General features: G+C 72.8%; 20 protein-coding genes and 1 pseudogene. 10 read left to right on the forward strand and 11 right to left on the reverse strand.

All coding sequences use genetic code 11. The features are described 5' to 3' along the window. The first annotated feature begins 101 nt into the window (after positions 1–101). The 3 genes from AB0K92_RS05505 to AB0K92_RS05515 all read left to right on the forward strand — a co-directional run bounded on the left by AB0K92_RS05505 (position 102) and on the right by AB0K92_RS05515 (position 3,712). On the forward strand, positions 102–893 hold the full coding sequence (locus AB0K92_RS05505; protein ID WP_365919652.1) for a class III extradiol ring-cleavage dioxygenase: 792 nt from the start codon (positions 102–104) through the stop codon (positions 891–893). A 366-nt stretch (positions 894–1,259) separates the two neighbouring features. After that, positions 1,260–2,288 (forward strand): sigma-70 family RNA polymerase sigma factor, encoded by a 1,029-nt coding sequence (locus AB0K92_RS05510; protein WP_365919654.1) that lies wholly within the window; start codon positions 1,260–1,262, stop codon positions 2,286–2,288. A 629-nt stretch (positions 2,289–2,917) separates the two neighbouring features. Continuing rightward, the gene (locus AB0K92_RS05515) at positions 2,918–3,712 is read left to right on the forward strand and encodes a TetR family transcriptional regulator (RefSeq protein WP_365919897.1); all 795 of its coding nucleotides are present in this window, start codon (positions 2,918–2,920) and stop codon (positions 3,710–3,712) included. A gap of 32 nt (positions 3,713–3,744) precedes the next feature. Here the strand turns inward: AB0K92_RS05515 and AB0K92_RS05520 are convergent, their stop codons facing one another. Then, positions 3,745–4,710, reverse strand: coding sequence for a YafY family protein (locus AB0K92_RS05520; RefSeq protein WP_365919656.1), 966 nt, complete (start codon positions 4,708–4,710; stop codon positions 3,745–3,747). A gap of 259 nt (positions 4,711–4,969) precedes the next feature. On the opposite strand from AB0K92_RS05520, the gene AB0K92_RS05525 reads away from it, so the two are divergent. The 5 genes from AB0K92_RS05525 (at position 4,970) to AB0K92_RS05545 (ending at position 11,298) form a co-directional block, all read left to right on the forward strand. After that, positions 4,970–6,421 carry an MFS transporter gene (locus AB0K92_RS05525; RefSeq protein ID WP_365919899.1) on the forward strand — a complete coding sequence of 484 codons (1,452 nt, stop codon included), beginning with the start codon at positions 4,970–4,972 and terminating at the stop codon, positions 6,419–6,421. A gap of 284 nt (positions 6,422–6,705) precedes the next feature. After that, positions 6,706–7,467 (forward strand): DeoR/GlpR family DNA-binding transcription regulator, encoded by a 762-nt coding sequence (locus tag AB0K92_RS05530; RefSeq protein WP_365919658.1) that lies wholly within the window; start codon positions 6,706–6,708, stop codon positions 7,465–7,467. Next, positions 7,464–8,411 carry a 1-phosphofructokinase gene (pfkB, locus tag AB0K92_RS05535; protein WP_365919660.1) on the forward strand — a complete coding sequence of 316 codons (948 nt, stop codon included), beginning with the start codon at positions 7,464–7,466 and terminating at the stop codon, positions 8,409–8,411. The genes AB0K92_RS05530 and pfkB overlap by 4 nt, the downstream gene beginning before the upstream one ends. Before the next feature lie 301 nt (positions 8,412–8,712). Further along, complete coding sequence (locus AB0K92_RS05540; protein ID WP_365919662.1) at positions 8,713–10,944, forward strand: fructose-specific PTS transporter subunit EIIC; 2,232 nt, start codon at positions 8,713–8,715, stop codon at positions 10,942–10,944. 90 nt (positions 10,945–11,034) lie between these two features. Further along, positions 11,035–11,298, forward strand: coding sequence for a hypothetical protein (locus AB0K92_RS05545; RefSeq protein WP_365919664.1), 264 nt, complete (start codon positions 11,035–11,037; stop codon positions 11,296–11,298). 235 nt (positions 11,299–11,533) lie between these two features. On the opposite strand, the gene AB0K92_RS05550 is transcribed toward AB0K92_RS05545, so the two are convergent. The 3 genes and pseudogenes from AB0K92_RS05550 to AB0K92_RS05560 form a co-directional block, all read right to left on the reverse strand. Beyond that, positions 11,534–12,280, reverse strand: a complete 747-nt coding sequence (locus tag AB0K92_RS05550; protein WP_365919666.1) for a DUF6227 family protein — start codon at positions 12,278–12,280, stop codon at positions 11,534–11,536. Between the two features lie 237 nt (positions 12,281–12,517). Continuing rightward, positions 12,518–13,546: a P1 family peptidase gene (locus AB0K92_RS05555; protein WP_365919668.1), complete on the reverse strand. Its 1,029-nt coding sequence runs from the start codon at positions 13,544–13,546 to the stop codon at positions 12,518–12,520. Between the two features lie 55 nt (positions 13,547–13,601). After that, positions 13,602–13,988 (reverse strand): annotated as a pseudogene (locus tag AB0K92_RS05560) (low temperature requirement protein A); the annotation flags it as partial. Between the two features lie 284 nt (positions 13,989–14,272). Here AB0K92_RS05560 and AB0K92_RS05565 point away from each other — a divergent pair. Further along, complete coding sequence (locus tag AB0K92_RS05565) at positions 14,273–14,449, forward strand: hypothetical protein (RefSeq protein WP_365919670.1); 177 nt, start codon at positions 14,273–14,275, stop codon at positions 14,447–14,449. 22 nt (positions 14,450–14,471) lie between these two features. Here the strand turns inward: AB0K92_RS05565 and mscL are convergent, their stop codons facing one another. The 6 genes from mscL to AB0K92_RS05595 all read right to left on the reverse strand — a co-directional run bounded on the left by mscL (position 14,472) and on the right by AB0K92_RS05595 (position 20,564). Continuing rightward, positions 14,472–14,948 carry a large conductance mechanosensitive channel protein MscL gene (mscL, locus tag AB0K92_RS05570; protein WP_365919672.1) on the reverse strand — a complete coding sequence of 159 codons (477 nt, stop codon included), beginning with the start codon at positions 14,946–14,948 and terminating at the stop codon, positions 14,472–14,474. A 144-nt stretch (positions 14,949–15,092) separates the two neighbouring features. Then, entirely contained in the window at positions 15,093–15,629 is a 537-nt protein-coding gene (locus AB0K92_RS05575; protein WP_365919902.1) for an RcpC/CpaB family pilus assembly protein, read from the reverse strand. A 403-nt stretch (positions 15,630–16,032) separates the two neighbouring features. After that, positions 16,033–16,866: an S-methyl-5'-thioadenosine phosphorylase gene (locus AB0K92_RS05580; protein ID WP_365919674.1), complete on the reverse strand. Its 834-nt coding sequence runs from the start codon at positions 16,864–16,866 to the stop codon at positions 16,033–16,035. Positions 16,867–17,055: 189 nt separating this feature from the next. Then, a complete protein-coding gene (locus tag AB0K92_RS05585) occupies positions 17,056–17,358 on the reverse strand; it encodes an FmdB family zinc ribbon protein (RefSeq protein ID WP_365919676.1) in 303 nt (100 codons plus the stop codon). A 67-nt stretch (positions 17,359–17,425) separates the two neighbouring features. Continuing rightward, a complete protein-coding gene (locus AB0K92_RS05590) occupies positions 17,426–18,721 on the reverse strand; it encodes an MFS transporter (protein ID WP_365919678.1) in 1,296 nt (431 codons plus the stop codon). A gap of 286 nt (positions 18,722–19,007) precedes the next feature. Beyond that, on the reverse strand, positions 19,008–20,564 hold the full coding sequence (locus AB0K92_RS05595) for a potassium/proton antiporter (protein ID WP_365919680.1): 1,557 nt from the start codon (positions 20,562–20,564) through the stop codon (positions 19,008–19,010). 218 nt (positions 20,565–20,782) lie between these two features. Here AB0K92_RS05595 and AB0K92_RS05600 point away from each other — a divergent pair, with 218 nt between their 5' ends. Continuing rightward, on the forward strand, positions 20,783–23,638 hold the full coding sequence (locus AB0K92_RS05600; RefSeq protein ID WP_365919682.1) for a penicillin acylase family protein: 2,856 nt from the start codon (positions 20,783–20,785) through the stop codon (positions 23,636–23,638). Positions 23,639–23,695: 57 nt separating this feature from the next. On the opposite strand, the gene AB0K92_RS05605 is transcribed toward AB0K92_RS05600, so the two are convergent. Beyond that, complete coding sequence (locus AB0K92_RS05605) at positions 23,696–24,307, reverse strand: 5-formyltetrahydrofolate cyclo-ligase (protein WP_365919684.1); 612 nt, start codon at positions 24,305–24,307, stop codon at positions 23,696–23,698. Between the last annotated feature and the right edge of the window lie 93 nt (positions 24,308–24,400).

Genomic DNA, 24,400 nt, shown 5'->3' on the forward strand with positions numbered 1-24,400 from the left:
ACTGTACGAGGCCGGTCCTTGAACGTTGAACAAACGAGGCGTACGGTGGAAGCCGTAAAGCTTGAAACTTAAAGTGACCGCTTCGGAAGGAGCCGCCGGACATGTCCGCCACCACCCAGGAGCGCATGCCCGCGCTCTACCTCAGCCACGGTGCCCCGCCGCTCGCCGACGACCCGGTCTGGCCCGGCGAGCTGGCCGCCTGGTCGGCCGCGCTGCCGCACCCCAGGGCGATCCTCATGGTCTCCGCCCACTGGGAGGAGGCCCCGCTCGCCCTCGCGGCCACCGAGCCCGTCCCCCTCGTGTACGACTTCTGGGGTTTCCCCGAGCACTACTACCGGGTCCGCTACGACGCGCCGGGCGCCCCCGCGCTCGCCGAGTCCGTGCGCAAGCTGCTGCGCGCCCCCGGCATGCCCGTCCAGGACATCCCGGACCGAGGGCTCGACCACGGCGCGTACGTCCCGCTCGTCGAGATGTACCCGGACGCCGACATCCCCGTCCTGCAGGTCTCCCTGCCCACCCTCGACCCGGTGCGCCTGATGGAGATCGGCCGGCGGCTCGCGCCGCTGCGCGACGAGGGAGTGCTGATCGTCGGCTCCGGCTTCTTCACCCACAACCTCGCCGCCCTGCGCCACACCGGGCCCGGCGTGCCGGGCTGGTCGGCCGAGTTCGACGACTGGGGGCGGCGGGCGCTGGAGTCGCGGGACGTCGACGCCCTGCTGGACTTCCCGAACAAGGCCCCGGCGGGCCGCTACGCCCACCCGCGCACCGAGCACTTCGCCCCGCTGTTCGTGACGCTGGGCGCCGCGGACGCGGTCGGTGAGCTGGGGGAACAGAAGTCCGTGATCGACGGGTTCTGGATGGGACTGGCGAAGCGGTCGGTGCAGTTCGGCTGAGCCCGGCAACCTCCGGGCGGCGCGGTTCGTCTACTCGGGTGAAGACCTCGTGAGGGCGATGTGACCGCCGTCTCATCCGTGGAGGGGTGGGGACAGTGGGACGGGACCGCGCGTACGGCCCTCAGGACCCTTCTGACCTGCGCCTCCGTGGGTCGCGACGGTGCCGCCGCGCACGTGCGGCGGCACAGGGTACTGCATGATCAGAAAAATCGAGGGTCGGCTTGGGAATTCTGTCCGGATTCCAGTCGTTGTTTCCATCGGATGCAGGGCACTCGGCAGAGGATCGAGCAACAGCAGCGAGAGTCCACAACCGGTGCCGAGCGTCCGAAGGAACGCCCGCTGACCTCACATCGCAAGGGAGCACGCATGGCAACCCGTGCCGTCGCCCGTCGTACGTCTGCGGCTGGGGGTACCACCCAGGCTGTCGGGTCCGGGGGAGACGCCGTCGACGCGGCAGGCAGTGTCCGCGCCCATGGCGGCGAGATCGCGGACCGCGACCTGGTCGGTATGTACCTGGACGAGATCGCGCGGACGCCGCTGCTCGACGCCGCGAAGGAAGTCGAGCTGTCCCAGATCATCGAAGCGGGCGTGTTCGCGCAGCAGATCCTCGAGGGGTACGAGGAGTCGAAGACCGAGGCCTCCCGTGAGGAGCTGGAAGCCCTGGTCGCCGAGGGGGAGCGGGCCAAGGACGTCTTCATCCGCTCCAACCTGCGCCTCGTCGTCGCCGTCGCCCGCCGCTATCCGCGCAGCGGCCTGCCGCTGCTGGACCTGATCCAGGAGGGCAACGCCGGCCTGGTCCGCGCGGTGGAGAAGTTCGACTACCGCAAGGGCTTCAAGTTCTCCACCTACGCGACCTGGTGGATCCGTCAGGCCATCACCCGGTCCATAGCCGACCAGTCCCGCACCATCCGCCTGCCCGTCCACCTCGTGGAGGAGCTGGGCCGTATCCGCCGCGTGCAGCGCGAGTTCAACCGTGAGCACGGCCGGGAGCCGGAGCCCGCCGAGATCGCCGCGGAGCTGGGCTCGACGCCGGAGCGCGTGACGGACGTGCTGGACTGGGCGCGCGACCCGGTCTCGCTGAACATGTCGGTGGACGACGAGGGCGAGACCCAGTTCGGCGACCTGCTGGAGGACACCTCCGCCGTGTCGCCCGAGCAGTCGGTGCTCACCCTGCTGCGCAGCGAGGAGCTGGACGACCTGATCGGCCGCCTCGACCAGCGCACGGCCTCCATCATCAAGATGCGGTACGGCATCGAGGACGGCCGCGAGCGCACCCTGACCGAGGTCGGCAAGGAGCACGGGCTCACCCGTGAGCGCATCCGGCAGATCGAGAAGCACGCGCTGCTGGAGCTGAAGAAGCTGGCGCGGGACACGGGGTTCGACGCGGCGGCGTGACCTCGGGCGCGGACGACGGCCTGCGCGAACAGCCGCGCGGGCAGTCGCGAGCACGGCCCGGCGGTCACTCGCGTGGACGGCCCGGCGGTCACTCGCGTGGACGGCCGCGCGGGCCGTCGCCTGGCGTGCACGGCGGGGCGAACGGCTCTCCGGACGGCGTACGACCGGCGGGGGGCCGCGTGCGCCGGGTGGCGAAAGCCCGCGCAAATGTGGCGATGTAACGTCGCTTCAACCCGTGAGCGGCCGGGAACAAGACTTCCGGGTACAGGAGTTCGGTCAGCGCGAGGCCTCGGTATCCCACCCACACGCACCACACCACCCATATGAGCCACGTCCCGACGCACTCCCCCCGGCGCCGGGACTCTCCCAGCCGGGCTTCGGCGCCTTCCCCCGGGCGTCGGAGCCCGGCTCTTTTTCTGCCTGTGCGGGCGTGGGCACGTGCGGGCGTGTGCCCGTCCGGCATGTGCACGTGCGGGCATGGCTGAGCGGCGGGGCACCCCGTACCTGAACCCCGGGGTGGCCCACCGCCGGTGGCAGATTGTGCCACAGCGGCATAGCCTGCCGTAGTGACCAGCACCACCCCAGCACAGCCGCCCTCGCTGACCGAGCGGCGCAAGGCGGCCACCCGGATGGAGATCGCCCGCGCGGCGGCCGGCCTGTTCGTCCGGCAGGGCCTGCGCGCCACCCGCGCCGAGGACATCGCCCAGGCCGCGGGCATCGCACCGCGCACCTTCTACCGCTACTTCGCCGGCAAGGAAGAGGCCGTCGCCCCCCTCTACGCCGCCGGCGCCCAGCGCTGGGCCGAGGCGGTGCGGGAGGCCCCGGCCGGCCTGTCCCTGCCCGAAGCCCTGGAACACGCCGTCCGGCACACCCTGTCCCCGGGCGCCGGGGTCTCGGCCGCGTCCTGGGAGTGGGTGCGCACTCTCATCCGCCTGGCCACCACCAGCCCGGCGCTGCGGAAGGTGTGGGCCGAGGTGTGCCAGGAGGCGGAGGGCACGCTGGCGGAGGTCCTGACGGCGCGGACCGCCACCGCGGGCGCCACCGCGACCGCCACCGAGGGCCCCATCCCGAGCCCCGACAACGTTGCCGAGCCCACCCCCGACGGGCCCGCCGGGACCGCTGCGTCGCACGCGGCTGACACGGCCGAAACGGCCGAAACGGCCGAAACGGCCGAAACGGCCGAAACGGCCGAAACGGCCGAAACGGCCGAAACGGCCGACGCAGCCGACGCGGCCGCTGCATCCCCTTCTTCCCCAGGCGCCCCCGCCCCCCGCTTCGCCGCCGCCGTCGCCAGTGCCGCTGTACGCGTGGCCGTGGAGAGCTGGGCGGCGGGTGACGCTCCGCCGACCGGCCCGGCGGGTCCGGCCGCCCTGGCGCTGCGGAACCTGGCGGCGCTGCGGGACTTCCCGTGGGAGGGGCGCTAGGGAGGTGTCCGCCCAGCGGGCCCGGCCGGGTCTCAGTCACCCGCCGCCCGGGTCAGCCGGCCCCCCAGCTCCCGTACGCACTCCACCAGTTCCGCGGGCTCCCGGACGCTGAACTCGTGGCCCAGCATGGCGAGGCGTACCGCCAGCCACTCCACCGGGTCGCCGGTCGTGCCGTGGAGGCGGCAGGTGGAGTCGTCCAGGGGTTCCGGCGTGCCGACCCAGGACGGCAGGCGGTCCGCGACGGCCTGGGCGGGGGCCGCGAAGGTGACCGTGAAGTCGTACGTCTCGCTCTGCCGGGCGATCGACCGCCGGAGGTACTCCGCCGCGCTCCCCGTGGGCAGTTCGCGCGGTGTGAAGCGGGCGCCGGTGGCGAAGGGGTCGCTGATCCGGTCGACGCGGAAGGTGCGCCAGTCCGCGCGGTCGAGGTCGTAGGCGACGAGGTACCAGCGACGGCCGGTCGACACCAGGCGGTACGGCTCGGTGAGGCGGCGGGACTCGGTGCCGTCCTTCGCGCGGTAGGCGAACCGCAGCCGCTCGTGGCCGGCCACCGTCGAGGCCATGACGGTCAGTGTCTCGGGGGCGATGCTCGGCCCGTCGCCGCTGGTCAGGGGCGTGGTGGCGGCCTGGAGCGTGGCGACGCGGTGGCGCAGCCGGGACGGCAGCACCTGCTCCAGCTTGGCCAGGGCCCGTACGGACGCCTCGTCCACGCCCTCGACGGCGTGCCCGGCGCCGGCCCGCAGGCCGACCGCGATGGCCACCGCCTCCTCGTCGTCGAGGACGAGCGGCGGCATGGCCTTGCCCGCGACCAGCCGGTAGCCGCCGTCGGAGCCCTTGGTCGCCTGCACGGGATAGCCCAGCTCGCGCAGCCGGTCGATGTCCCGCCGGACCGTGCGCCGGGAGACCGCGAGCCGGTCGGCCAGCTCGCCGCCGGGCCATTCGCGCGGGGTCTGGAGGAGGGAGAGGAGCTGCAGCAGCCGGGCCGGGGTGTCCGTCGTCATGAGACGAGGATGCCGGAGCATTAGGACACGATCTGGCCTACTGCGGGCCTAGTTTCGCGTCATGACCTCCAGCGACTCCACCAGGACGACCGACTCCACGAGAACCACGGACCCCACCGGAACCACCGACCCCACCGGAACCACCGACCCCACCGGAACCACCGGCGACTCCAAGGACACCGCCGGCTCCATAGGGAGCATCGGCTCCACAGGGAGCACCGGGCCCGACCGGCGCCGCTGGTTCGCGCTGGCCATCGTGATGACGGCGGCCTTCATGGACCTCGTCGACGTCACGATCGTCAACATCGCCATCCCGTCCATCCAGCGGGAGGCGGGCGCGTCCGTCGCCCAGATCCAGTGGATCACCGCCGGTTACGCCCTCGCCTTCGCCGCCGGACTGATCACCGGTGGCCGTCTCGGCGACATCCACGGCCGTAAGCGGGTGTTCCTCATCGGCATCGGCGGCTTCACCGTCGCCTCCGCGCTGTGCGGACTCGCCGCGAACCCGGAGATGCTGGTCGCCGCGCGCGTCCTGCAGGGCGCCATGGCCGCGCTGATGGTGCCTCAGGTGCTGTCGATCGTGCACGCCACCTTCCCGGCGCACGAACGGGGCAAGGTCTTCGGGCTGTTCGGCGCGGTCGTCGGGCTCGGCGCGGTCTCCGGGCCGCTGCTGGGCGCGCTGCTGACGGAGTGGAACCTGTTCGGGCTCGAATGGCGCCCCATCTTCCTCATCAACCTGCCCGTCGGCCTCGCGGGCCTGATCCTGGGCGGCCGTTTCATCACCGAGTCCAAGGCGCCGCGGGCCCTCAAGCTGGACCTGGCCGGTGTCGCGCTGGTGACGCTGGGCCTGCTGATGCTGCTGTACCCGCTCACCCGTGGTCGTGAGCTGGGCTGGCCGCTGTGGGGCCATCTGTCCATGGCCGGCGCGTTCGCCGTCTTCGCGGCGCTGGTGGCGTACGAGCGGCGCAAGGCCGCCCGCGACGGCTCCCCGCTGGTGGAACTGTCCCTGTTCCGGGTGAAGAGCTTCGCGGCGGGCATCGCCGTACAGACCGTGTTCGGTGTGGCGCTCGGCATCTTCTTCCTGGTGTGGACGCTGTATCTGCAGATCGGGCTGGGCTGGGGCGAGTTGAAGGCGGGTCTGACCGGTGTCCCGTTCTCCGTCGCCGTCTCCGTGGCGGCCGGGCTGTCCGTGCAGAAGCTGGTCCCGCGCTTCGGCCGCAAGGTCCTCCGGGCGGGCGCGCTGATCATGGCGGCGGGCGTGCTGCTCTACCTCTGGGAGTCCGACCGCTACGGCCTGTCCATCGCCCCCTGGCAGATGGCGCTGCCGCTGGTCGTGATGGGCGTCGGCATGGGGCTGATCGTCGCCCCGCTGACCGACGCGGTGCTGTCGGAGGTACCGCGCGAGCACGCGGGTTCGGCGTCCGGGCTCATCAACACCGTGCAGCAGATGGGCAACGCACTCGGGCTCGGGCTGGTGTCCGTGGTCTTCTACGGCGTGATCGACGAGCACCTGACCCCGGCCGAGACGGGTCCGGCCTTCGTGAACGCCTTCCAGCACGCCCTCGGCTGGGTGGCCGGCGTGCTGGCCGTGATCTTCCTGCTGATGAGCGCGCTGCCGAAGCGCCCGGCGCAGCATGTGGAGGGTGCGGTACCGGCGGCGACCGAGAGCGCCTCGCCCGGGAAGGCGGCCGAACGGGAACTGGTCTCCTGACGCTCCAGGTCTCCTGATGTCTCCTGACGCTCCGGACGAAGGGCCCGGCCTCCTGACAGTGGAGGCCGGGCCCTCGCCATGCAGGAGGCCGGGCCTGGCCATGCAGGAAGCCGGGCCTCGCCATGCAGGAGGCCGGGCCCTCGCCATGCGTCGCGGGCATCGGGCCGCACCCGGCCGTGCCCGTTTACGCCCGGACTCGTATCCGAACCTGTTTACATTCCGGAAAACCCGTCGTAGCCTCCCCTTGAAACCACACGTTCGGGCACACTCGGAGGCGAACGGACATGTACGCACCGGAGCGGCAGCAGGAGATCCTCCGGCTCGCCCGCGACGGCGGCCGGGTGGACGTCGTGTCGCTGGCCGAGGAGTTCCAGGTGACGGCGGAGACCATCCGCCGCGATCTGAAGGCCCTCGACCGCGCCGGCCTGGTGCGCCGCGTGCACGGTGGTGCGATCCCCGTCGGGCGCCTCGACTTCGAGCCCGACCTCGCCGAACGCGAGTCCACGGCGGCGGACGAGAAGGACCGGATCGCCAAGGCCGCCCTCGCGGAACTGCCCGCCGAGGGCACCATGATCCTCGACGCCGGCACGACGGTGGCCCGGCTGGCCGCGGCGATCCCGCTGGAGACCTCCCTCACCGTCGTCACGCACAGCCTGCCCATCGCCGCCCGCCTCGCCGACCACCCCGGCATCCAGCTCCACCTCGTCGGAGGGCGCGTACGGCACCGCACGCGCGCCGCCGTCGACGCCTGGGCGCTGCGGGCGTACGGCGAGATCCGCGCCGACGTCCTCCTCGTCGCCGCCAACGGCTTCTCCGCCGACCACGGTCTGACCACCCCCGACCTCGCCGAGGCCGCGGTGAAGCGGGCGGCGATGGCCGCGGCCCGCCGGGTCGTGCTGCTCGCCGACTCCTCCAAGCACGGCAAGGAGCACTTCGCCCGCTTCGGCGACCTGAGCGACGTGGACCTGCTGATCACCGACAGCGGGCTGAGCAACGAAGACGCCGCCGCCATCGAGCGCGGCGGCACGGAAGTAGTGCGCGCATGATCCTCACCGTCACCCCCAACCCGTCCCTCGACCGCACCTACGAGGTCCAGGCCCTCAAGCGCGGCGAGGTCATCCGCGCCGAGACCGAGCGCACGGACCCCGGCGGCAAGGGCGTCAACGTCTCGCGCGCCGTCGCGGCCGCCGGACGGCGCACGGTGGCGGTACTGCCCCTCGGTGGTGCGCCGGGCGCACTCGTCGCGGATCTGCTCGACGCGCAGGGCATCGAGGTCGCGCCGGTACCGATCAAGGGCGCCACCCGCTCCAACATCGCGCTCGCGGAGTCCGACGGCGTCCTGACGAAGATCAACGCGCCGGGCCCCGAGCTGCGGGCGGCCGAGCAGGAACTGCTCCTGGAGACCGTGCGCGAGCACTCGCGCGACGCGGACTGGATCGCCTGCTGCGGCAGCCTGCCGCGCGGCCTCGCGGCCTCCTGGTACGCCGACGTGGTCACCAGGGCGCACGCCGGGGGCGCGCGGATCGCGCTGGACACCTCCGGGCGTGCGCTGCTGGAGGCGCTGCCCGCCCGGCCCGACGTGGTCAAGCCCAACGCCGAGGAACTGGCGGAGGCCGTCGGACGTCCGCTGGCCACGGTGGGCGACGCGGTCAAGGCCGCCGAGGAGCTGCGCGAGCGCGGCGCCCGCGCGGTCCTCGCGAGCCTGGGCGCCGACGGCCAGCTGCTCGTGGACGACGCGGGCACCTGGTTCGGCAGCGCCCGCGTGGACGCCGTACGCAGCAACGTCGGCGCCGGTGACGCCTCCCTCGCCGGCTTCCTCATCGCCGGCGGCAGCGGCCCCGACGCCCTCGCCTCCGCCGTCGCCCACGGCGCCGCCGCCGTCCGGCTCCCCGGCAGCGTCATGCCGGCCCCGGCCGACTTGGAACCGGCGGCGGTCTCGGTCACGGCGGACGTGCCGATGGACCGCGTGCTGAGGGAGGCGGTGTCATGACGCCCGCGCCACCGCACCGCCCGGCCGCCCTGGAACGGCGAGGCTCCCCGTTACTCGTCGCGCCCCACGGGCGGGCCCTCCACCCCGTGACCCCCGTTTCCGCCCCGGTGGCCCCAGTTGGCCCCGGTGAGCTCGGTAAGTCCGCACCCGCCCGGAGGCGAGGTTTCCCCGGCCCCGCCTCCGCCCGCCGACGGATCCCCTCGACCCGTACGGCCCCCGCCCCCGCGTCCCCCCACCGCACCCCCGTCCCCTCTCCCGCCCACCTCACTCCCCGGGCGATACGCGAGCTAAGGAGCCCGCGATGAGCGACATGATCACCGCGGACCTGGTCGACCTCGACCTGTCCGCCGACACCAAGGAAGCCGCCTCGCGCGCCCTCGCCCAGCGCATGGCCGCCCTGGGCCGGGTGACCGACCTGGACGGCTTCCTCGCCGACGTGGCCGCGCGCGAGGCGCAGATGCCGACCGGGCTCGACGGCGGCATCGGCATCCCGCACTGCCGCAGCGCCCATGTCACCGAACCGACGCTAGCCTTCGGGCGCAGCGCCGCCGGCATCGACTTCGGCGCCGCGGACGGCCCGGCCGACCTGATCTTCCTGATCGCCGCCCCCGCCGGCGCCGACGACGCCCATCTGACGATCCTGTCGTCGCTCGCCCGGCAGCTGATGAACAGCGAGTTCACCGACGCCCTGCGCGCGGTCGGCGACCCGGCGCAGGCCGCGGCGCTCATCCGCGGAGACGAGCCCCCGGCCACGGCCACCACCCCGGCCCCGGCCGCGACCAAGGCCACGACCGCAGCCCCGGCCACGGCCACGGCCCCGGCCGAGGACGGCGCCGAAGACTCCGTGGCGGCGTCGGTGGCGGCCTCCACCGACGCCGCCACGGACACCACCGCCACGGACACCACCGCCCCGACCTCCACCCCGGCCACGGAGACCGCCGCCGCCGGCCCCGCTGGAGACGCCGCCGGAGACGTCGCCGGGGACGCCGCCGACGCGAACGCGGGCGCCGGCGTGGGCTCCGAGCGCCCCTTCCGTATCGTCGCCGTCACCTCCTGCCCCACCGGCATCGCGCACACCTACATGGCCGCCGAGGCCCTGGAGAACGCGGGCCGTGAGGCGGGCGTCGACGTCGTCGTCGAGACCCAGGGATCGGCGGGCTTCACCCGGCTCGACCCGGCCGTCATCGCCGCCGCGGACGGCGTCATCCTCGCCCACGACGTCGCCGTACGGGAGAAGGAACGGTTCGCCGGGAAGCCGACCGTCGACACCGGCGTGAAGGCGGCCATCAACCGCCCCGCCGCCCTGATCGCCGAGGTGCGCGAGAAGGCCGCCCGCGGCGAGGTCACGCCCACCGCGGGACGGCCCGGCGGCACCCCCGTGGAGCGCGCGGGCGAGCCCGGCGAGGGCTACGGCACCAAGCTGCGCAAGTGGCTGATGTCGGGCGTCAGTTACATGGTCCCGTTCGTCGCGGCCGGCGGTCTGCTCATCGCCCTCGGCTTCGCGATCGGCGGCTACCGGATCAACGAGGCCAAGCCGGTCACGGAGGTCTTCGACTGGGGCCAGGCCGACAGCTGGGGCGCCCTGCTGTTCCAGATCGGTGCCGTGGCGTTCGAGTTCCTGATCCCCGTGCTCGCCGGTTACATCGCCTACGGAATGGCGGACCGGCCGGGCCTGGTGCCCGGATTCGTCGGCGGCATGATCGCCTTCGACATCAACGCCGGCTTCCTCGGCGGCCTCGCGGCCGGTCTGATCGCCGGTGGCGTGGTGATGGCGATCCAGAAGGTCACCATCCCGCCGGTGCTGCGCGGCATCATGCCGGTGGTCGTGATCCCGCTGCTCTCCTCGATGATCGTCGGCTTCCTGATGCTCGTCGTGATCGGCAAGCCGATCGCCGAGGCCCAGAAGGCGATGACCGACTGGCTGGAGGGCCTCTCCGGCGCCAACGCCGTCCTCCTCGGCGTCCTGCTCGGCCTGATGATGTGCTTCGACCTCGGCGGCCCCATCAACAAGGTGGCCTACACCTTCGCCACGGCCGGCATCTCCGTCGCCGCGCCCAGCGACTCCGCGATGAAGATCATGGCCGCGGTGATGGCCGCCGGCATGGTCCCGCCGCTGGGCATGGCCCTGGCCACCACCCTGCGCCGGAAGCTGTTCACCCCGGCCGAGCGCGAGAACGGCAAGGCGGCCTGGGTCCTCGGCGCCTCCTTCATCTCCGAGGGCGCCATCCCGTTCGCCGCCGCCGACCCGCTGCGGGTCATCCCCGCCTCCATGGCGGGCGGCGCGGTCACCGGCGCCCTGACCATGGCGTTCGGCTCGACCCTGCGCGCCCCGCACGGCGGCGTCTGGGTCACCTTCCTGATCGGCAAGCCGTTCCTCTACCTGCTCGCCATCGCCGTCGGTACGGCCGTCACCGCCGGCCTGGTCATCCTCCTGAAGGGCCTGCGCAAGCCGGCCCCCGGCACCGAGACCGCCCCGGCCGCCGACGGCCCGGCCGCCCCGGCGGCCGAGCCCAGGCAGCCGGTGGCCGCGTAACCGCCCGACGGAGCGCCCCCTTGGGGTGGGTTCGCGAGATAGATCACGGTCCGGGGCGGAAGTCCCGGACCGTGGTGTCTACTGGGGCACATGGGACACACGCCTGAGCACGTCTCGATCCTCCAGTGGGCGGGCGTCGCCGTCCTCGCCGCGGCGGCCGTGATCTGGGTCATGGTCCTCGCCCGCCTGCTGCGCCGCGGCCGCCCCGGGACCGCCGTGGGCACCGGCGCACGCCCCCTCGGCGCGCTGCCCCGCCAGCGCGAGAACGGCCCGCACCGGGAGTCCGTACGCCTGACCCCCGCGGAGGAAGCCGCCTTCGCGGTCCTCGTCCGCCGCCTTGGCGACGAGCACTGACCACGTTCCCTGCCACGAGACCGATCGGGCCCCCGCCACGAGACCGACCGGGCCCCCGCCACGAGATCGACCGGGCCCCGCCACGAGATCGACCGGGCCCCGTCATGAGATCGAACGGGCCGCGCTACGACCCCGACCCGGCCCCTTACGACGCCGACCCGATCCCGCTACGACACCGACCCGGCGCCCTTCACGACGCCGACCCGGCCCCGTTACGACGCCGACCCGGCCCCCGCTACGACCGCTGCGCGGCCCGTCGTTCCATCGCCTCCCGTGCCGCCTCCTCCGAGGCGTACACCTCGCACATGTGACGCCCGTCGGGCGTGGCCGTGTGCTCGACCTCCCACAGGGAGATCTCCGTGCCGTCACGCAGCAGGAACGCGTGCTCGTAGAGGGAGAATCCCAGTCCGGCGCGGCCCGCGCGGCAGGGACGCCCGAAGGCCTGGGTGATCTGGTGCGCGCACGCGCTCCTCAGCAGCGCGGCCGTCTCCGCGTCCGGCCGGTCCGGGTTCTCCGCGCGGCGCAGCAGCCGGCGCGCGTGGTCCGCGGAGTCGTCCGGCACATACGCGTGCCGCGGCCCGGGCACCGGCGACGGCTGCACCAGCACCGGCAGCTCGAAGTCCGGCGCCTCCGACGGCAGCGGCAGCCGCATCGTCGCGGCCCGCAGCTCCTCCTCGTCGACATACACCTCGTGCTGCGCCGCGCGCCCGCGCGCGGTGTTGTGCACGAGCTCCCACAACGTGAGCGCCGATCCGTCGGCGAGCAGCCAGGTGTGCCGGTACGTCTCGCGGTGCAGCCCCGCGCTGTGATGCGCCGAGTGCAGCGAACTGTCGTGCGCCAGCGCACCGTCGAGGCGCCTTATCGTCTCGTCGGGCAGCTCGAACGAGTTGAGGGCGCGGCCGAGCAGTCGCGCGAGATGCTCCTCCGGAGACTCGGGCGACTCGTGTGGTTCGTACGCTGCGGTCTCGTACGGAACGCTCAAGGTTTCTCCCGGCGTTGCTGCATGTCACCTTGTGGGTGCATACCGTAGCCCCTCGGTCGGACATCGTGTCCGGGAACCGAGAAAACGTACGCGGGGAAAACGGCCGAGTCGCCGCAAAGATTCCCGCCGCACCCGGCGAACGGTCAAAATCCGCTGCTCACAGGCACCATGGGCCCCAGTGGAGCCAACGGGGCGGACCCGTCCGCGACGCCTCGGCGCTCCCTCCTGTTCCCCCTCTCAACGGTTTCCGTACAGCTCCTCGTAGGACGGCCACACCCCGCCCGGACCCTCCACCGGCGCCGCGGCGCGCACCGCCCGCACGATCGCGCGCGTCACCGTGTCCGCGCCCGCGGCCAGGATGTCGTTGAGCGCGAGCGGACGTTCGGCGTCGAGCGCCCGCGCTCCCGTCGCCAGCGCGAAGACCGTGTCCCCGTCGTTGAGCTGATGCACCGGCCGTACGGCACGTGCGATACCGTCGTGCGCCGTGCCGGCCAGCTTCTGCGCCTGCGCCTTGGTCAGGGCGGCGTCGGTGGCGACCACCGCCAGCGTGGTGTTGAGCGGCGGCGGGACGTTCCTCGCCTCCGCCTCGGCGATGCGCCGCCGCGCGGCCTCGTGCACCCGCGCCTCGGGGCAGTCCACGCGCCCCTGGAACAACTCCCCGTACAGCACGCCGGTTTCCGGATCCGTCACCGAGCCCGCCGCGTTCGCCACCACCAGCGCGGCCACCGTGATCCCCGAGCCGAGGACGACGCTCGCGGTGCCGATCCCGCCCTTGAGCACCCCGACCACGGCACCCGTGCCGGCGCCCACGGACCCCTCCCGCACCGGCGCGCCCAGCCCTTCGGCCGCGGCCGCCTCGACGGCCTCCCGGCCGGCCGCCGCGTCCGGCCGGGCCCGGAAGTCGCCGCCGCGGCCCAGGTCGAAGACGCACGCGGCGGGCACGACCGGCACCACGTGCGCCGGGTCCGGTCCCACCCGCACCCCGCGGCCACGCTCCTCCAGCCAGGCCATCACCCCGGACGCCGCGTCCAGCCCGTAGGCGCTGCCGCCGGTCAGCACGATCGCCTCCACCCGCTGCACCACGTTGCGCGGGTCGAGCGCGTCGGTCTCCTTGGTGCCGGGGCCGCCGCCGCGTACGTCCACGGCGGCGACGGCGCCGCCCTCCGGCGCGAGGACGACGGTGGTGCCGGTGAGCCATCCGTCGCCGGTGCGCGTCGCGTGTCCCACCCGCAGGCCCGCCACGTCCGTCAGAGCGTCAACAGTCATGGGGCCAGTCTGGCCCGCCGTGGCGAGCGGACAGCGTCCCGCTTCCCGGACGTGTTCAGCCCGTCGGCGCGGGCTGCCGCGGCGCGCTCCCCCGAGCGGCCCGGCGCGCCGCCAGCGTCTCCCCGGTCGCCACCGCCGAAGCCGTCACGGCACCGGCCGCGAGGACCGACGAGTGCCCCAGGAAGCTGCAGCAGATGACGAGCAGCGCGGTCACCGGCAGCACCGCCTGCTGGGCGATGCCCGCCTTGAAGTACCGGGAGTGCAGCGCCCACACGGCCAGCAGATAGAGCGCCGTCGGCAGGGTCACCGCGGCGGAGGCGGACAGCGTGGAGACGCGCGCCGTGCCGGCCGCCTGCTCGACCGCCACCTCCAGGCCCGCGCCGATCGCGGCCGCCGAGGCGAAGATCGCGTAGTGGCCGTACCCCCACAGGAACGCCTGTCGCGTGCACCAGTTGCAGGCCCGCCTGGGCGACCGCCACCACGAAGCACAGATCGAAGAACAGCTCCAGCGGGGTGGCGACGCGGTGCGCCTCGTCGCGGCGTCGCGCGGTGAGTCTGCGCAGCGGCCGGACAGGGGGCCGCCCGCCTGCCGGGGCGGGCGGCGGAGTCGAAGGGGACGTCATGCGTCCCAGAACAGCAGAAACCGGGCGAGATTTCTTGTGAAGGCGTTCACGAGCCTTCCGGCCGGCCCGACACGGCCCCGCTCCCGGGCCGTACGCTGGGGGCATGAGCACCGCCTCCACCCCCGAGCCGCGCGACCCCAAGCCCGCGCTGATCTTCGACGACCCGCTGGACGAGCAGTCCTCCGACGACACGGACCGGGGCTGGGGCGAACGGCAGGGCGGCGACTCGGCGGACGACCTGAAGCGCTTCCTCGACGAGAAGCCGCCGCACCACCTGTGAGCCGCTGAGGAGGGTGACTCCCTCAGGACCCAATGCGGTCCGGACCCCGCTGGGCGACCAGCGCGTCGCGGATCTCCTTCAGCACCTCCAGCTCGGTCACCTCGACGATCTCCTTCGTGCCCTCGCGGGCCTGCCTGCGGGCCTCCTGCCGCGCCAGGTACTTCGCCATCGGCAGGACCATCAGGAAGTAGACGACCGCCGCGGTGATCAGGAAGCTCAGCGTCGCGCCGAGGACCGAGCCCCACAGGATCATGACGCCGCTCGTGACGGTCCCGTCCCGCCCCATCTCGCAGGGGCCCTTGAGGCAGGAGCTGTAGCTGTCGAGGTTCTTCGTGCCGATCGCCCCGACCAGCGGGTTGATCACGCCCTTCACCACCGAGTTGACGATGTTGGTGAAGGCGGCGCCGATGACCACCGCGACTGCCAGATCGACGACGTTCCCGCGCATCAGGAAGGCCTTGAAGCCCTGCCAGACGCCGGATTCCTTCTTCTCGCTCACCTCGGGGCCTCTCCTCGCACACACATGCTGTGGAATCAAACGCTCCGCAACCTACGTCACGGCGACGCCGGACTGTCCAATGCCGCGGCTCGAACGTGGTACTGGACAGCGGCCCGCGCATCAAGCCCGCCGTCAACCCCCGCTTCAGCACAGCGTCACCGCCAGCCGGGCCGTCGCACTCGCGCCCACCAGACGCGCGGCCGTGGCCCGGTCCACCGACAGCACGACCAGCGCGCCCCCGCCGCCGGCGGACGTGACGTCACCGGGCGCGTCCAGCGGCTCGGGCACCCGGGTCACCCGCGCACCGCGCGCCACCACCCGTGCCTCGCCGCCGCCCGCCGACTCCTCCGCGGCGATCACGTCGACCCGGTCGCCGGGCCGCAGCAGCCGTACCGTCGCGGCGTCCGCGATCCGCACCGGGGCGGCCACCCGTGCCGCGGCGGGCCGTCCCGCCGCCCGGTCCACCACCGGATGACCACGGGCCCGGTCCCCGCCCGGCGGCCCCGCCGGACCGGCCGCCAGCAGGGCGGCCGCGGTGACGGCCAGCCCGGCGGCCAGCGCCCGCTGCCGGTGCCGTACCAACCGGCGCAGGCGGTGGCGGCCGCCGCGCACCCGCACCGGAGGAAAGAGCGGCACCTCGCACGTGGCGGGCACATCGGTGCCGGGCGGGCGGGGCGACAGGGAAGCAGGCGCCGCGGCGGAGGCCGGAGACGGCGGACACGGATACGGATACGGGGCGGGCGAGTGAGCGAAGGGCACGGGGCCACCACCTTCGACGAGCGATCGGTTGCAGCCCACGATGAGGCTTCGCGCCGCCGCCCGCCGAGGCCGGTGGACTACTGACGGGTTGTGGAAAACCCTGTCCCCCGAAGGGGACGTTCCGCCCGCCGACGGCAACCCGCGCACCTGCCGCAGCCCACCCGCGGCTGCCCGCCCACGGCAACCCGTCGGCCGCAGCCCGCCGACGATCGCAGCCCGCCCACCACAGCCCGCCGATGATCGCAGCCCGCCCACCGCAGCCCGCCGATGATCGCAGCCCGCCCACCGCAGCCCGCCGACGATCGCAGCCCGCCCGCCGCAGCCCCTACGGCAGCGCGAACCCCGGATCCATCCCGCCCAGCGCCCTCGTGCACAGGCAGTCCCGCTCCTCGTTCGCCGGCAGGGCGGCCACCGCGTCGAACAGCACCCCCCGCAGCCGGTCCACGTTCGCCGCGAACACCCGCAGCACCTCGTCGTGCGAGACGCCCTCTCCGGTCTCGGCGCCCGCGTCCAGGTCGGTGACCAGGGTGAGGGAGGTGTAGCAGAGCTCCAGCTCACGGGCGAGCGCCGCCTCCGGGTGGCCGGTCATGCCCACCACCGACCAGCCCTGCGCCCGGTGCCACAACGATTCCGCGCGGGTGGAGAAGCGCGGCCCCTCCACGACGACCAGAGTGCCGCCGTCCACCGCCTCCCAGTCCCTCCCGCGCGCCGCCTTCAGGGCCACCGCCCGGCCGGTGGGGCAGTAGGGGTCGGCCAGGGACACGTGCACCACGTTCGGCACGGTGCCGTCCGGCAGCGGCAGCCCGTCGAAGTACGTCGTGACCCGCGCCTTCGTACGGTCGACCAGCTGGTCGGGGACGACCAGCGTGCCCGGCCCGTACTCGGGCCGCAGCCCGCCCACGGCGCACGGGCCGAGGATCTGGCGCGCCCCGACCGACCGCAGCGCCCAGAGGTTGGCGCGGTAGTTGATCCGGTGCGGCGGCAGATGGTGGCCCCGCCCGTGCCGGGGCAGGAAGGCCACCCGCCGCCCGGCGATCTCGCCGAGGAAGAGGGAGTCGCTGGGCGGCCCGTACGGGGTTTCCACCTGGACCTCGGTCACGTCCTCCAGGAAGGAGTAGAAGCCGGACCCGCCGATGACACCGATCTCTGCGTTCGCCATGACCAGCACAGTAGCCGCCGAGGGCGGGGCGCAGACACCGGCCGGGCAACGCGGAAGACCCCGCCGTCCCTGGGACGGCGGGGTCTACCCGAAGCGAGTCGCGCGCGGGCGCCGGTACCCGCGGCGCCACCAGACCCGCGCGGTATGCCGCTCCCGCGGGGAATTCCGGTGCTGCGCGGGATGCCGGACTTACGCGGCGGTGCCCGTGGTGGAGGTGCTGGAGCTCGACGACTTCGAGTCGGAAGACGAAGACGACGAGGACGACGAAGAAGAGGACGACGACTTCGACGACGCCGGCGAGCTGCTCGACGAGGAGCCGCGGCTGTCGTTGCGGTAGAAGCCGGAGCCCTTGAAGACGATGCCGACGGCCGAGAACACCTTCTTGAGGCGGCCCTGGCAGCTGGGGCACTCGGTCAGGGCGTCGTCGGTGAACTTCTGCACCGCCTCGAGGCCCTCGCCGCACTCGGTGCACTGGTACTGGTAGGTCGGCACTGTCTTCCTCCTGGCACTCTCACTCAATGAGTGCTAACGACGATCCATAGTGACGTATTCCGGCCCGTCAGTCCACCGCCACCGGCGAGCGGTGACCCACGCCACGCGCCACGGTCCGGTCGGCGGGCCGCGCCGCGAGCCGCGAGCGCAGCGCCAGCACGGTCGCCAGGGCGAGCAGTGTGCCGCCCATCGGGACCAGGAAACCGGCGCCGTCCCAGAAGCGGTCCTCCAGCTGTCCGGCGACCGTGACGGCGGCCGCCTGGCCGAGCGCGACCGCGCCGGTCAGCCAGGTGAAGGCCTCGGTGCGGGCCCCGGCCGGGACCAGTCCCTCGACCAGCGTGTAGCCGGTGATGAGCGCGGGCGCGATGCACATGCCGACCAGCAGGCCGAGGCCCGCCAGGACGAGCACCGAGTGCGCGGCCCACAGCCCGGACGCGGCCAGCGCGAGCGCCGCGTAGCCGACGACCAGGCGGTGCTGCGGGGCGGCCTTCCAGGCGATGGCGCCGCAGGCGATGCCGGAGAGCATGTTGCCCGCGGCGAAGATCCCGTACAGGACGCCGTTCAGGCCGGGCTCGCCGATCGACTCGGTGAACGCGGCCAGTGAGACCTGCATCCCGCCGAAGACGGAACCGATGCCGAGGAAGGCGACGATCAGCACGCGCACACCGGGGACGCTCAGCGCGGAGGCGTGCTCCACGCGCGCGTGCCCGCCGCCGGTGACGGTCGGCTGCGTGCTCTTCTGCGCGGCGAACAGCAGACCGCCGACGAGCGTCAGGGCGGCCTCGGTGACCAGGCCCGCCGCCGGGTCGACGGCGGTGCACAGGGCGGTGGCCAGCAGCGGGCCGACGACGAAGGTCAGCTCGTCGGTGACCGACTCGAAGGCGGCCGCGGTCGTCATCAGCGGCGAGCCCTGGAGCTTGACGCCCCAGCGGGCGCGCACCATGGGGCCGACCTGCGGCACCGAGGCGCCGGTGGGGACTGCGGCCACGAACAGCGCCCACAGGGGGGCGTGCGCCAGCGCGAGCGCCGTCAGGGTGAGACCGGAGACGGTGTGCACCAGCACGCCGGGGATCAGGACGGCCCGCTGGCCGAAGCGGTCCGCGAGGCGCCCGCTGTAGGGCGCGAAGAGGGCCATGGAGACGCCGGTGACCGCGGCGGCGGCGCCGGCCGCGCCGTACGAGCCGGTGGTGTGCTGCACGAGCAGCACGATGGACAGGGTGAGCATGGCGAACGGCTGGCGGGCCGCGAAGCCGGGCAGCAGGAACGTCCAGGCGCCGCGGGTGCGCAGCAGCTGCCCGTATCCCGGGCGGGAGGAGGTCGCCGTCGTGTCCTTCGACGGCTCGGTGGTGACCGTGGACGCCACGGCCCGTGCCTTTCTGCCGCCTGGTAGCACCGCCCCCGGGGTGGCGGGGCAGCGCCGAGAGCTGTCCTCTTGCGCGGAACTGCGGTAGATACCGGCGCTCACTGAGGGGAGCGGGCCGGCCGCCATACGGTCGCGCCAGCTCTGCGTCAGGCAGAGTTGGTTCGATCAGGTCTGGATGGCCTTCATGATACAGAGGTCTACGCGCGTCGCACCTGTGAAAACGAGCACTGTCCACGCCCCCGCCTGTGAACGGCCGCCTGCGAACGGCGGGCAGCTGCGCTCGCGCCTAGCTCTCATCCCCGCTCGTCCCCAGCCAGCCCGCCAGCTTGCCGCCGCGGCCCACCGCGCGCAGGCGCCGCTCGGCGGCGTCGCGGACCGGGTCCGTGGCGACGACCAGCAGCTCGTCCCCGCGCCGCAGCACCGTCGAGGGGAGCGGCACGAACGACTTCCCCTCCCGGACGACGAGGGTGACCGCGGAGCCGGCCGGCAGCCGCAGCTCGTGCACCTCGACGCCGTGCATCCGCGACCCCTCGGGGATGGCGACGGACAGCAGGTGGCCGCGCAGCCGCTCCAGGGGTGCCGACTCGATGCCGAGGTCGGCGGCCTCGGAGCGGTCGCCGAGGTGCAGCTTGCGGGCGAGCCAGGGCAGCGTCGGCCCCTGCACGAGGGTGTAGACCACGACCAGGATGAAGACGATGTTGAAGATGCGGCGGCTGCCCTCGACGCCGTTCACCATGGGGATCGTCGCCAGGATGATGGGCACGGCGCCGCGCAGCCCGGCCCACGACATCAGGCTCTGCTCCTGCCACGGCACCCGGAACGGCGTCAGGCAGGCCACCACGCTCAGCGGGCGCGCCACCATGGTCAGCACCAGGCCGATGAGCAGCGCGGGCACGATGTCGTCGCCCAGCTCCGACGGGGTGACCAGCAGGCCGAGCAGGACGAACATGCCGATCTGGGCGATCCAGCCCAGGCCGTCGGCGAACCCGCGCGTGGCCGGCCAGTGCGGCAGCCGGGCGTTGCCCATCACCATGGCGGCGAGGTAGACGGCGAGGAAGCCGCTGCCGTGCGCCAGCGCGCCCGCCGCGTACGCCGCGACCGCGATGGCCATCACGGCGATGGGGTAGAGGCCGGAGGCGGGCAGCGCCACGTGCCGGAGGCCCCAGGAGCCGAGCCAGCCCACCGCCAGGCCGACGGCGGCGCCGATGGCCAGCTCCAGCGCTATCTTCCCCACCAGGACGTACCAGTGTTCGATCGGTCCGGCGGTGGAGAAGGCGACCACGAGGATGACGACCGGGGCGTCGTTGAAGCCGGACTCGGCTTCCAGGGTGCCCGTCACGCGCGCGGGGAGGGGTATTTTCCGCAGCACCGAGAAGACGGCGGCCGCGTCGGTCGAGGAGACGACGGCCCCGATGATGAGGGCCTGGCGCCATTCGAGGCCGATGAGATGGTGTGCCGCCGTCGCGGTGACCCCGACGCTCACCGCGACCCCGACCAGCGCCAGCGCGGAGGCGGCCGGCAGGGCCGGCCCGATCTCCTTCCACTTTGTGCCCAGACCGCCCTCGGCGAGGATCACGACCAGGGCCGCGTATCCGATGACCTGGGTCAGTTCGGCGTTGTCGAAGTGGATGTCGCCGATGCCGTCCTGGCCCATGAGGACGCCGATGCCCAGGTACACGAGCAGGCTGGGGAGCCCGCTGCGCGAGGAGATCCGGACCGCGGCGACGGCGACGAGCAGGACGACCGAGCAGACGAGCAGGAGCTGGTTGAGGTGGTGGACAGTCAGCGGCCGTTCCCTTCCCTGGTCCTCGCGTGCCTCCCGCGCGCGTGAACGCTCGTACAAATCCGACACGAAGTGCGCACACTTCGCGCCAACTACTTCGTTACCTTACCTAACTCTTGACGATTTCTTGACGTTCGCCGAGGCAAGATCGAACGTCCGTCCGCGCTGGTTCCCGACTCCGCGTCAAGCCGGAGCAGGCCCTGCGCCTATGGTTGCTCCAGCGCTCTTTCATAGTCACAGCCCGACCTGCCGCTCGCGTTAGGACAGCAAGGACAGCGATGCCCCCCAACACCACCGCCTCAACGGGTCAGAAGCCCGGCAAGTCCGGCAGGAAGAAGGGGCGCAAAGCCCGTCTGATCGTGCTCGTGCTGGTGCTGGCCATCATCGGTGGCGTGGCCTACGGGGCGTACTGGACCGTCAGCACCGTCCGGGCCTCCTTCCCGCAGACCAAGGGTTCACTCACACTCGATGGACTTTCCGGACCCGTCGATGTGAAGCGGGATGATTACGGCATCCCGCAGATCTACGCCTCCTCCGACGAGGACCTGTTCATGGCGCAGGGCTACGTCCAGGCGCAGGACCGGTTCTACGAGATGGACGTGCGCCGGCACATGACCGCCGGGCGCCTGTCGGAGATGTTCGGCAAGAGCCAGGTCGACAACGACGAGTTCCTGCGCACCCTCGGCTGGGACCGGATCGCGAAGGAGGAGTACGACACCAAGCTGTCGGCCTCCACCAAGAAGTACCTCCAGGCGTACGCCAAGGGAGTCAACGCCTACCTGAAGGGCAAGGCGGCCGAGGAGATCTCCCTGGAGTACGCCGCCCTCGGCCTCAGCAACGACTACAAGCCCGAGGAGTGGACCCCGGTCGACTCGATCGCGTGGCTGAAGGCGATGGCCTGGGACCTGCGCGGCAACATGAAGGCCGAGATCGACCGCGCCCTCATGACCAGCCGCCTGGGCCCGAAGCAGATCGCCGACCTGTACCCGGAGTACCCCTACGACCGCAACCGGGCCGTCGTGCAGGAGGGCCAGTACAACGAGCTCACTCAGACGTTCGAACAGGGCGACGGCTCGGGCACGCCGGCCGGCACCGGCACCGCGGGTGCCGCCGGCACGGCGGGCGCGTCGGCGGGCGGCACCGCGGGATCGTCCGCCGGGACCTCCGCGGGCACCGGCACAGGGACCGGCACCGGCACCGGCACCGGCACGGGGACCGGCACCGGCGCCGGCACGGACGCGCTGCAGACCCAGCTCGCGGGCCTCCAGGAGGTCATGGAGGACCTGCCGGCGGCCGTCGGCGTGAACGGCAACGGCATCGGCTCCAACTCCTGGGTCGTGGGCGGCGCCCACACCATCACCGGCAAGCCGCTGCTCGCCAACGACCCGCACCTGTCGCCGTCGCTGCCGTCCGTCTGGTACCAGATGGGCCTGCACTGCCGCGCGGTGTCCGCCAAGTGCCAGTTCGACGTCTCCGGCTACACCTTCGCCGGTATGCCCGGTGTGATCATCGGCCACAACAAGGACATCGCCTGGGGCCTGACCAACTCCGGTATCGACGCCACCGACCTCTACCTGCAGAAGCTGACCGGCGACGGCTACCTCTACGACGGCAAGGTCGTCCCCTTCAAGACCCGTGAGGAGACCATCGAGGTCGCCGGCGGCGAACCGAAGAAGATCGTCGTCCGGGAGACCAACAACGGCCCCCTGCTGTCCGACCGCGCCGAGGAACTGGTGAAGGTCGGCAAGAAGGCCACCGTCGACACCGCCGCCCCCGACCGCGGCGACGGCTACGCCATCGCGCTGCGCTGGACCGCGCTCGACCCGGGCCGGACCATGGACGCCGTCTTCGCGATGGACAAGGCGACCGGCTGGGACGACTTCCGCGCGGCGGCGGCCCTGTTCGAGGTGCCCTCGCAGAACCTCGTCTACGCCGACACCCGCAACCACATCGGCTACACCCTGCCCGGCCGGATCCCCGTGCGCGCCAAGGGCCACGACGGCTCCGTCCCGGCGCCCGGCTGGGACGCGAAGTACCGCTGGACCGGCTATGTCGAGCAGGACGAACTGCCCTACGAGTACGACCCGGAGCGCGGCTACATCGTCGCCGCCAACCAGGCCGTGGTCGGGAAGAACTACCCGTACACCCTCACCACGGACTGGGGTTACGGCACCCGCAGCCAGCGGATCACCGACCTGATCGAGTCGAAGATCAAGGGCGGCGGCAAGGTGTCCACCGAGGACATGCGCCAGATGCAGACGGACAACAGCAGCGAGATGGCGAAGCTGCTCGTGCCGCAGCTGCTGAAGATCGACGTCGGCGACAAGGACGTCCGCGAGGCGCAGAAGCTGCTGGAGGGCTGGGACTACACCCAGGACGCCGACTCGGCCGCGGCCGCCTACTTCAACGCCGTCTGGCGCAACGTCCTCAAGCTCGCCTTCGGCAACAAGCTGCCCAAGGAGCTGCGGGTCAAGGGCCAGTGCCTGTGGGTCGAGCCGGTCGACACCACCGGACCCGTGGACGACGACCGCCGGGTGCGCGAGTGCGGCCAGCGCGACGCCGACGAGGCCCAGCCCGACGGCGGCGACCGCTGGTTCGAGGTGGTCCGCACGCTGATGAACGACCCGGACAGCGACTGGTGGAAGGCGCCCGAGAACTTCACCCGCCCCGGTGCCGACAACCGCGACGAGCTGTTCAAGCGCGCGATGATCGACGCGCGCTGGGAGCTGACCGCCAAGCTCGGCAAGGACATCGACAGCTGGAGCTGGGGCCGGCTGCACCGCCTGTTCCTGAAGAACCAGACCCTCGGCACCGAGGGCCCCGGCTTCCTGCGGTACGCGCTCAACCGCGGCCCCTGGAAGCTCAGCGGCGGCGAGGCGGCGGTCAACGCCACCGGCTGGAACGCCGCCGGCGGCTACGGCGTCGTCTGGGTGCCGTCGATGCGGATGGTGGTCAACCTCGGCGACCTCGACAAGTCCCGGTGGATCAACCTCACCGGCGCCTCCGGGCACGCCTACAGCGCCCACTACACGGACCAGACGGGCAAGTGGGCCAAGGGCGAACTGCTGCCGTGGTCCTTCTCCGAGAAGGCGGTCGACAAGAACACGACCGACACGCTGGTCCTGAAGCCGTGAGCGGCTGACCTCGATGCGAAGGGCCCTCCACGCGCGCGTGGAGGGCCCTTCGCCGTGTCAGAACCGGCGCACCCCGGACGGGGTCACCACCGCGTGCACGGGCCGGTCGTGCTCCTCCTGCGGGACCCGCTCGACGACCTCCGCGTCGTACAGCAGCACCACCAGCGCCGGCCGCGCGCCCGCGCGTTCCAGCCGGGCCAGGACCCGGTCGTAGGAGCCGCCGCCGCGTCCCAGCCGCATCCCGCGCGCGTCGACCGCGAGCCCCGGCAGCAGCACGGCGTCGGCGGCGGTCACCGCGTCCGCGCCGAGGCGGTCGCCGGCGGGCTCCAGGAGCGCCATCTTCCCGCCGTGCCGGACGCGGGCCAGGGAGTCCTCACCGGCGTACAAGCCCCAGTCCAGGTCGTTGTCGGGCAACAGGACCGGAAGCAGGACGCGCACGCCCCGCGCGCGCAGCGCGTCGAGCAGCGCGCGCGTCCCCGGTTCACTCCCGACGGACACATAGGCCGCCACCGTGCGCGCGTGTGCCAGCTCGGGCAGCTCCAGCGCCCGCCGGGCCAGAGCCGCCTCCGATTCCCGCACGTCACCGGCCGTCAACCTGTTCCTCACCGCGATGAGCCGGCGCCGCAACGCGCGCTTGTCAGGCTCGCTGGAAGGTCCGCTGTGGCCCACCTGTCACTCCCGTACGCTTTCAATGTGCTCATATGAGCGTCTAGTAACCGGAGCCTCCGATTCCGCACAAAGGCACCGGATATGGTGTCGGGC

This window comes from Streptomyces sp. NPDC052687 (assembly GCF_040678395.1).
Lineage (GTDB): Bacteria > Actinomycetota > Actinomycetes > Streptomycetales > Streptomycetaceae > Streptomyces.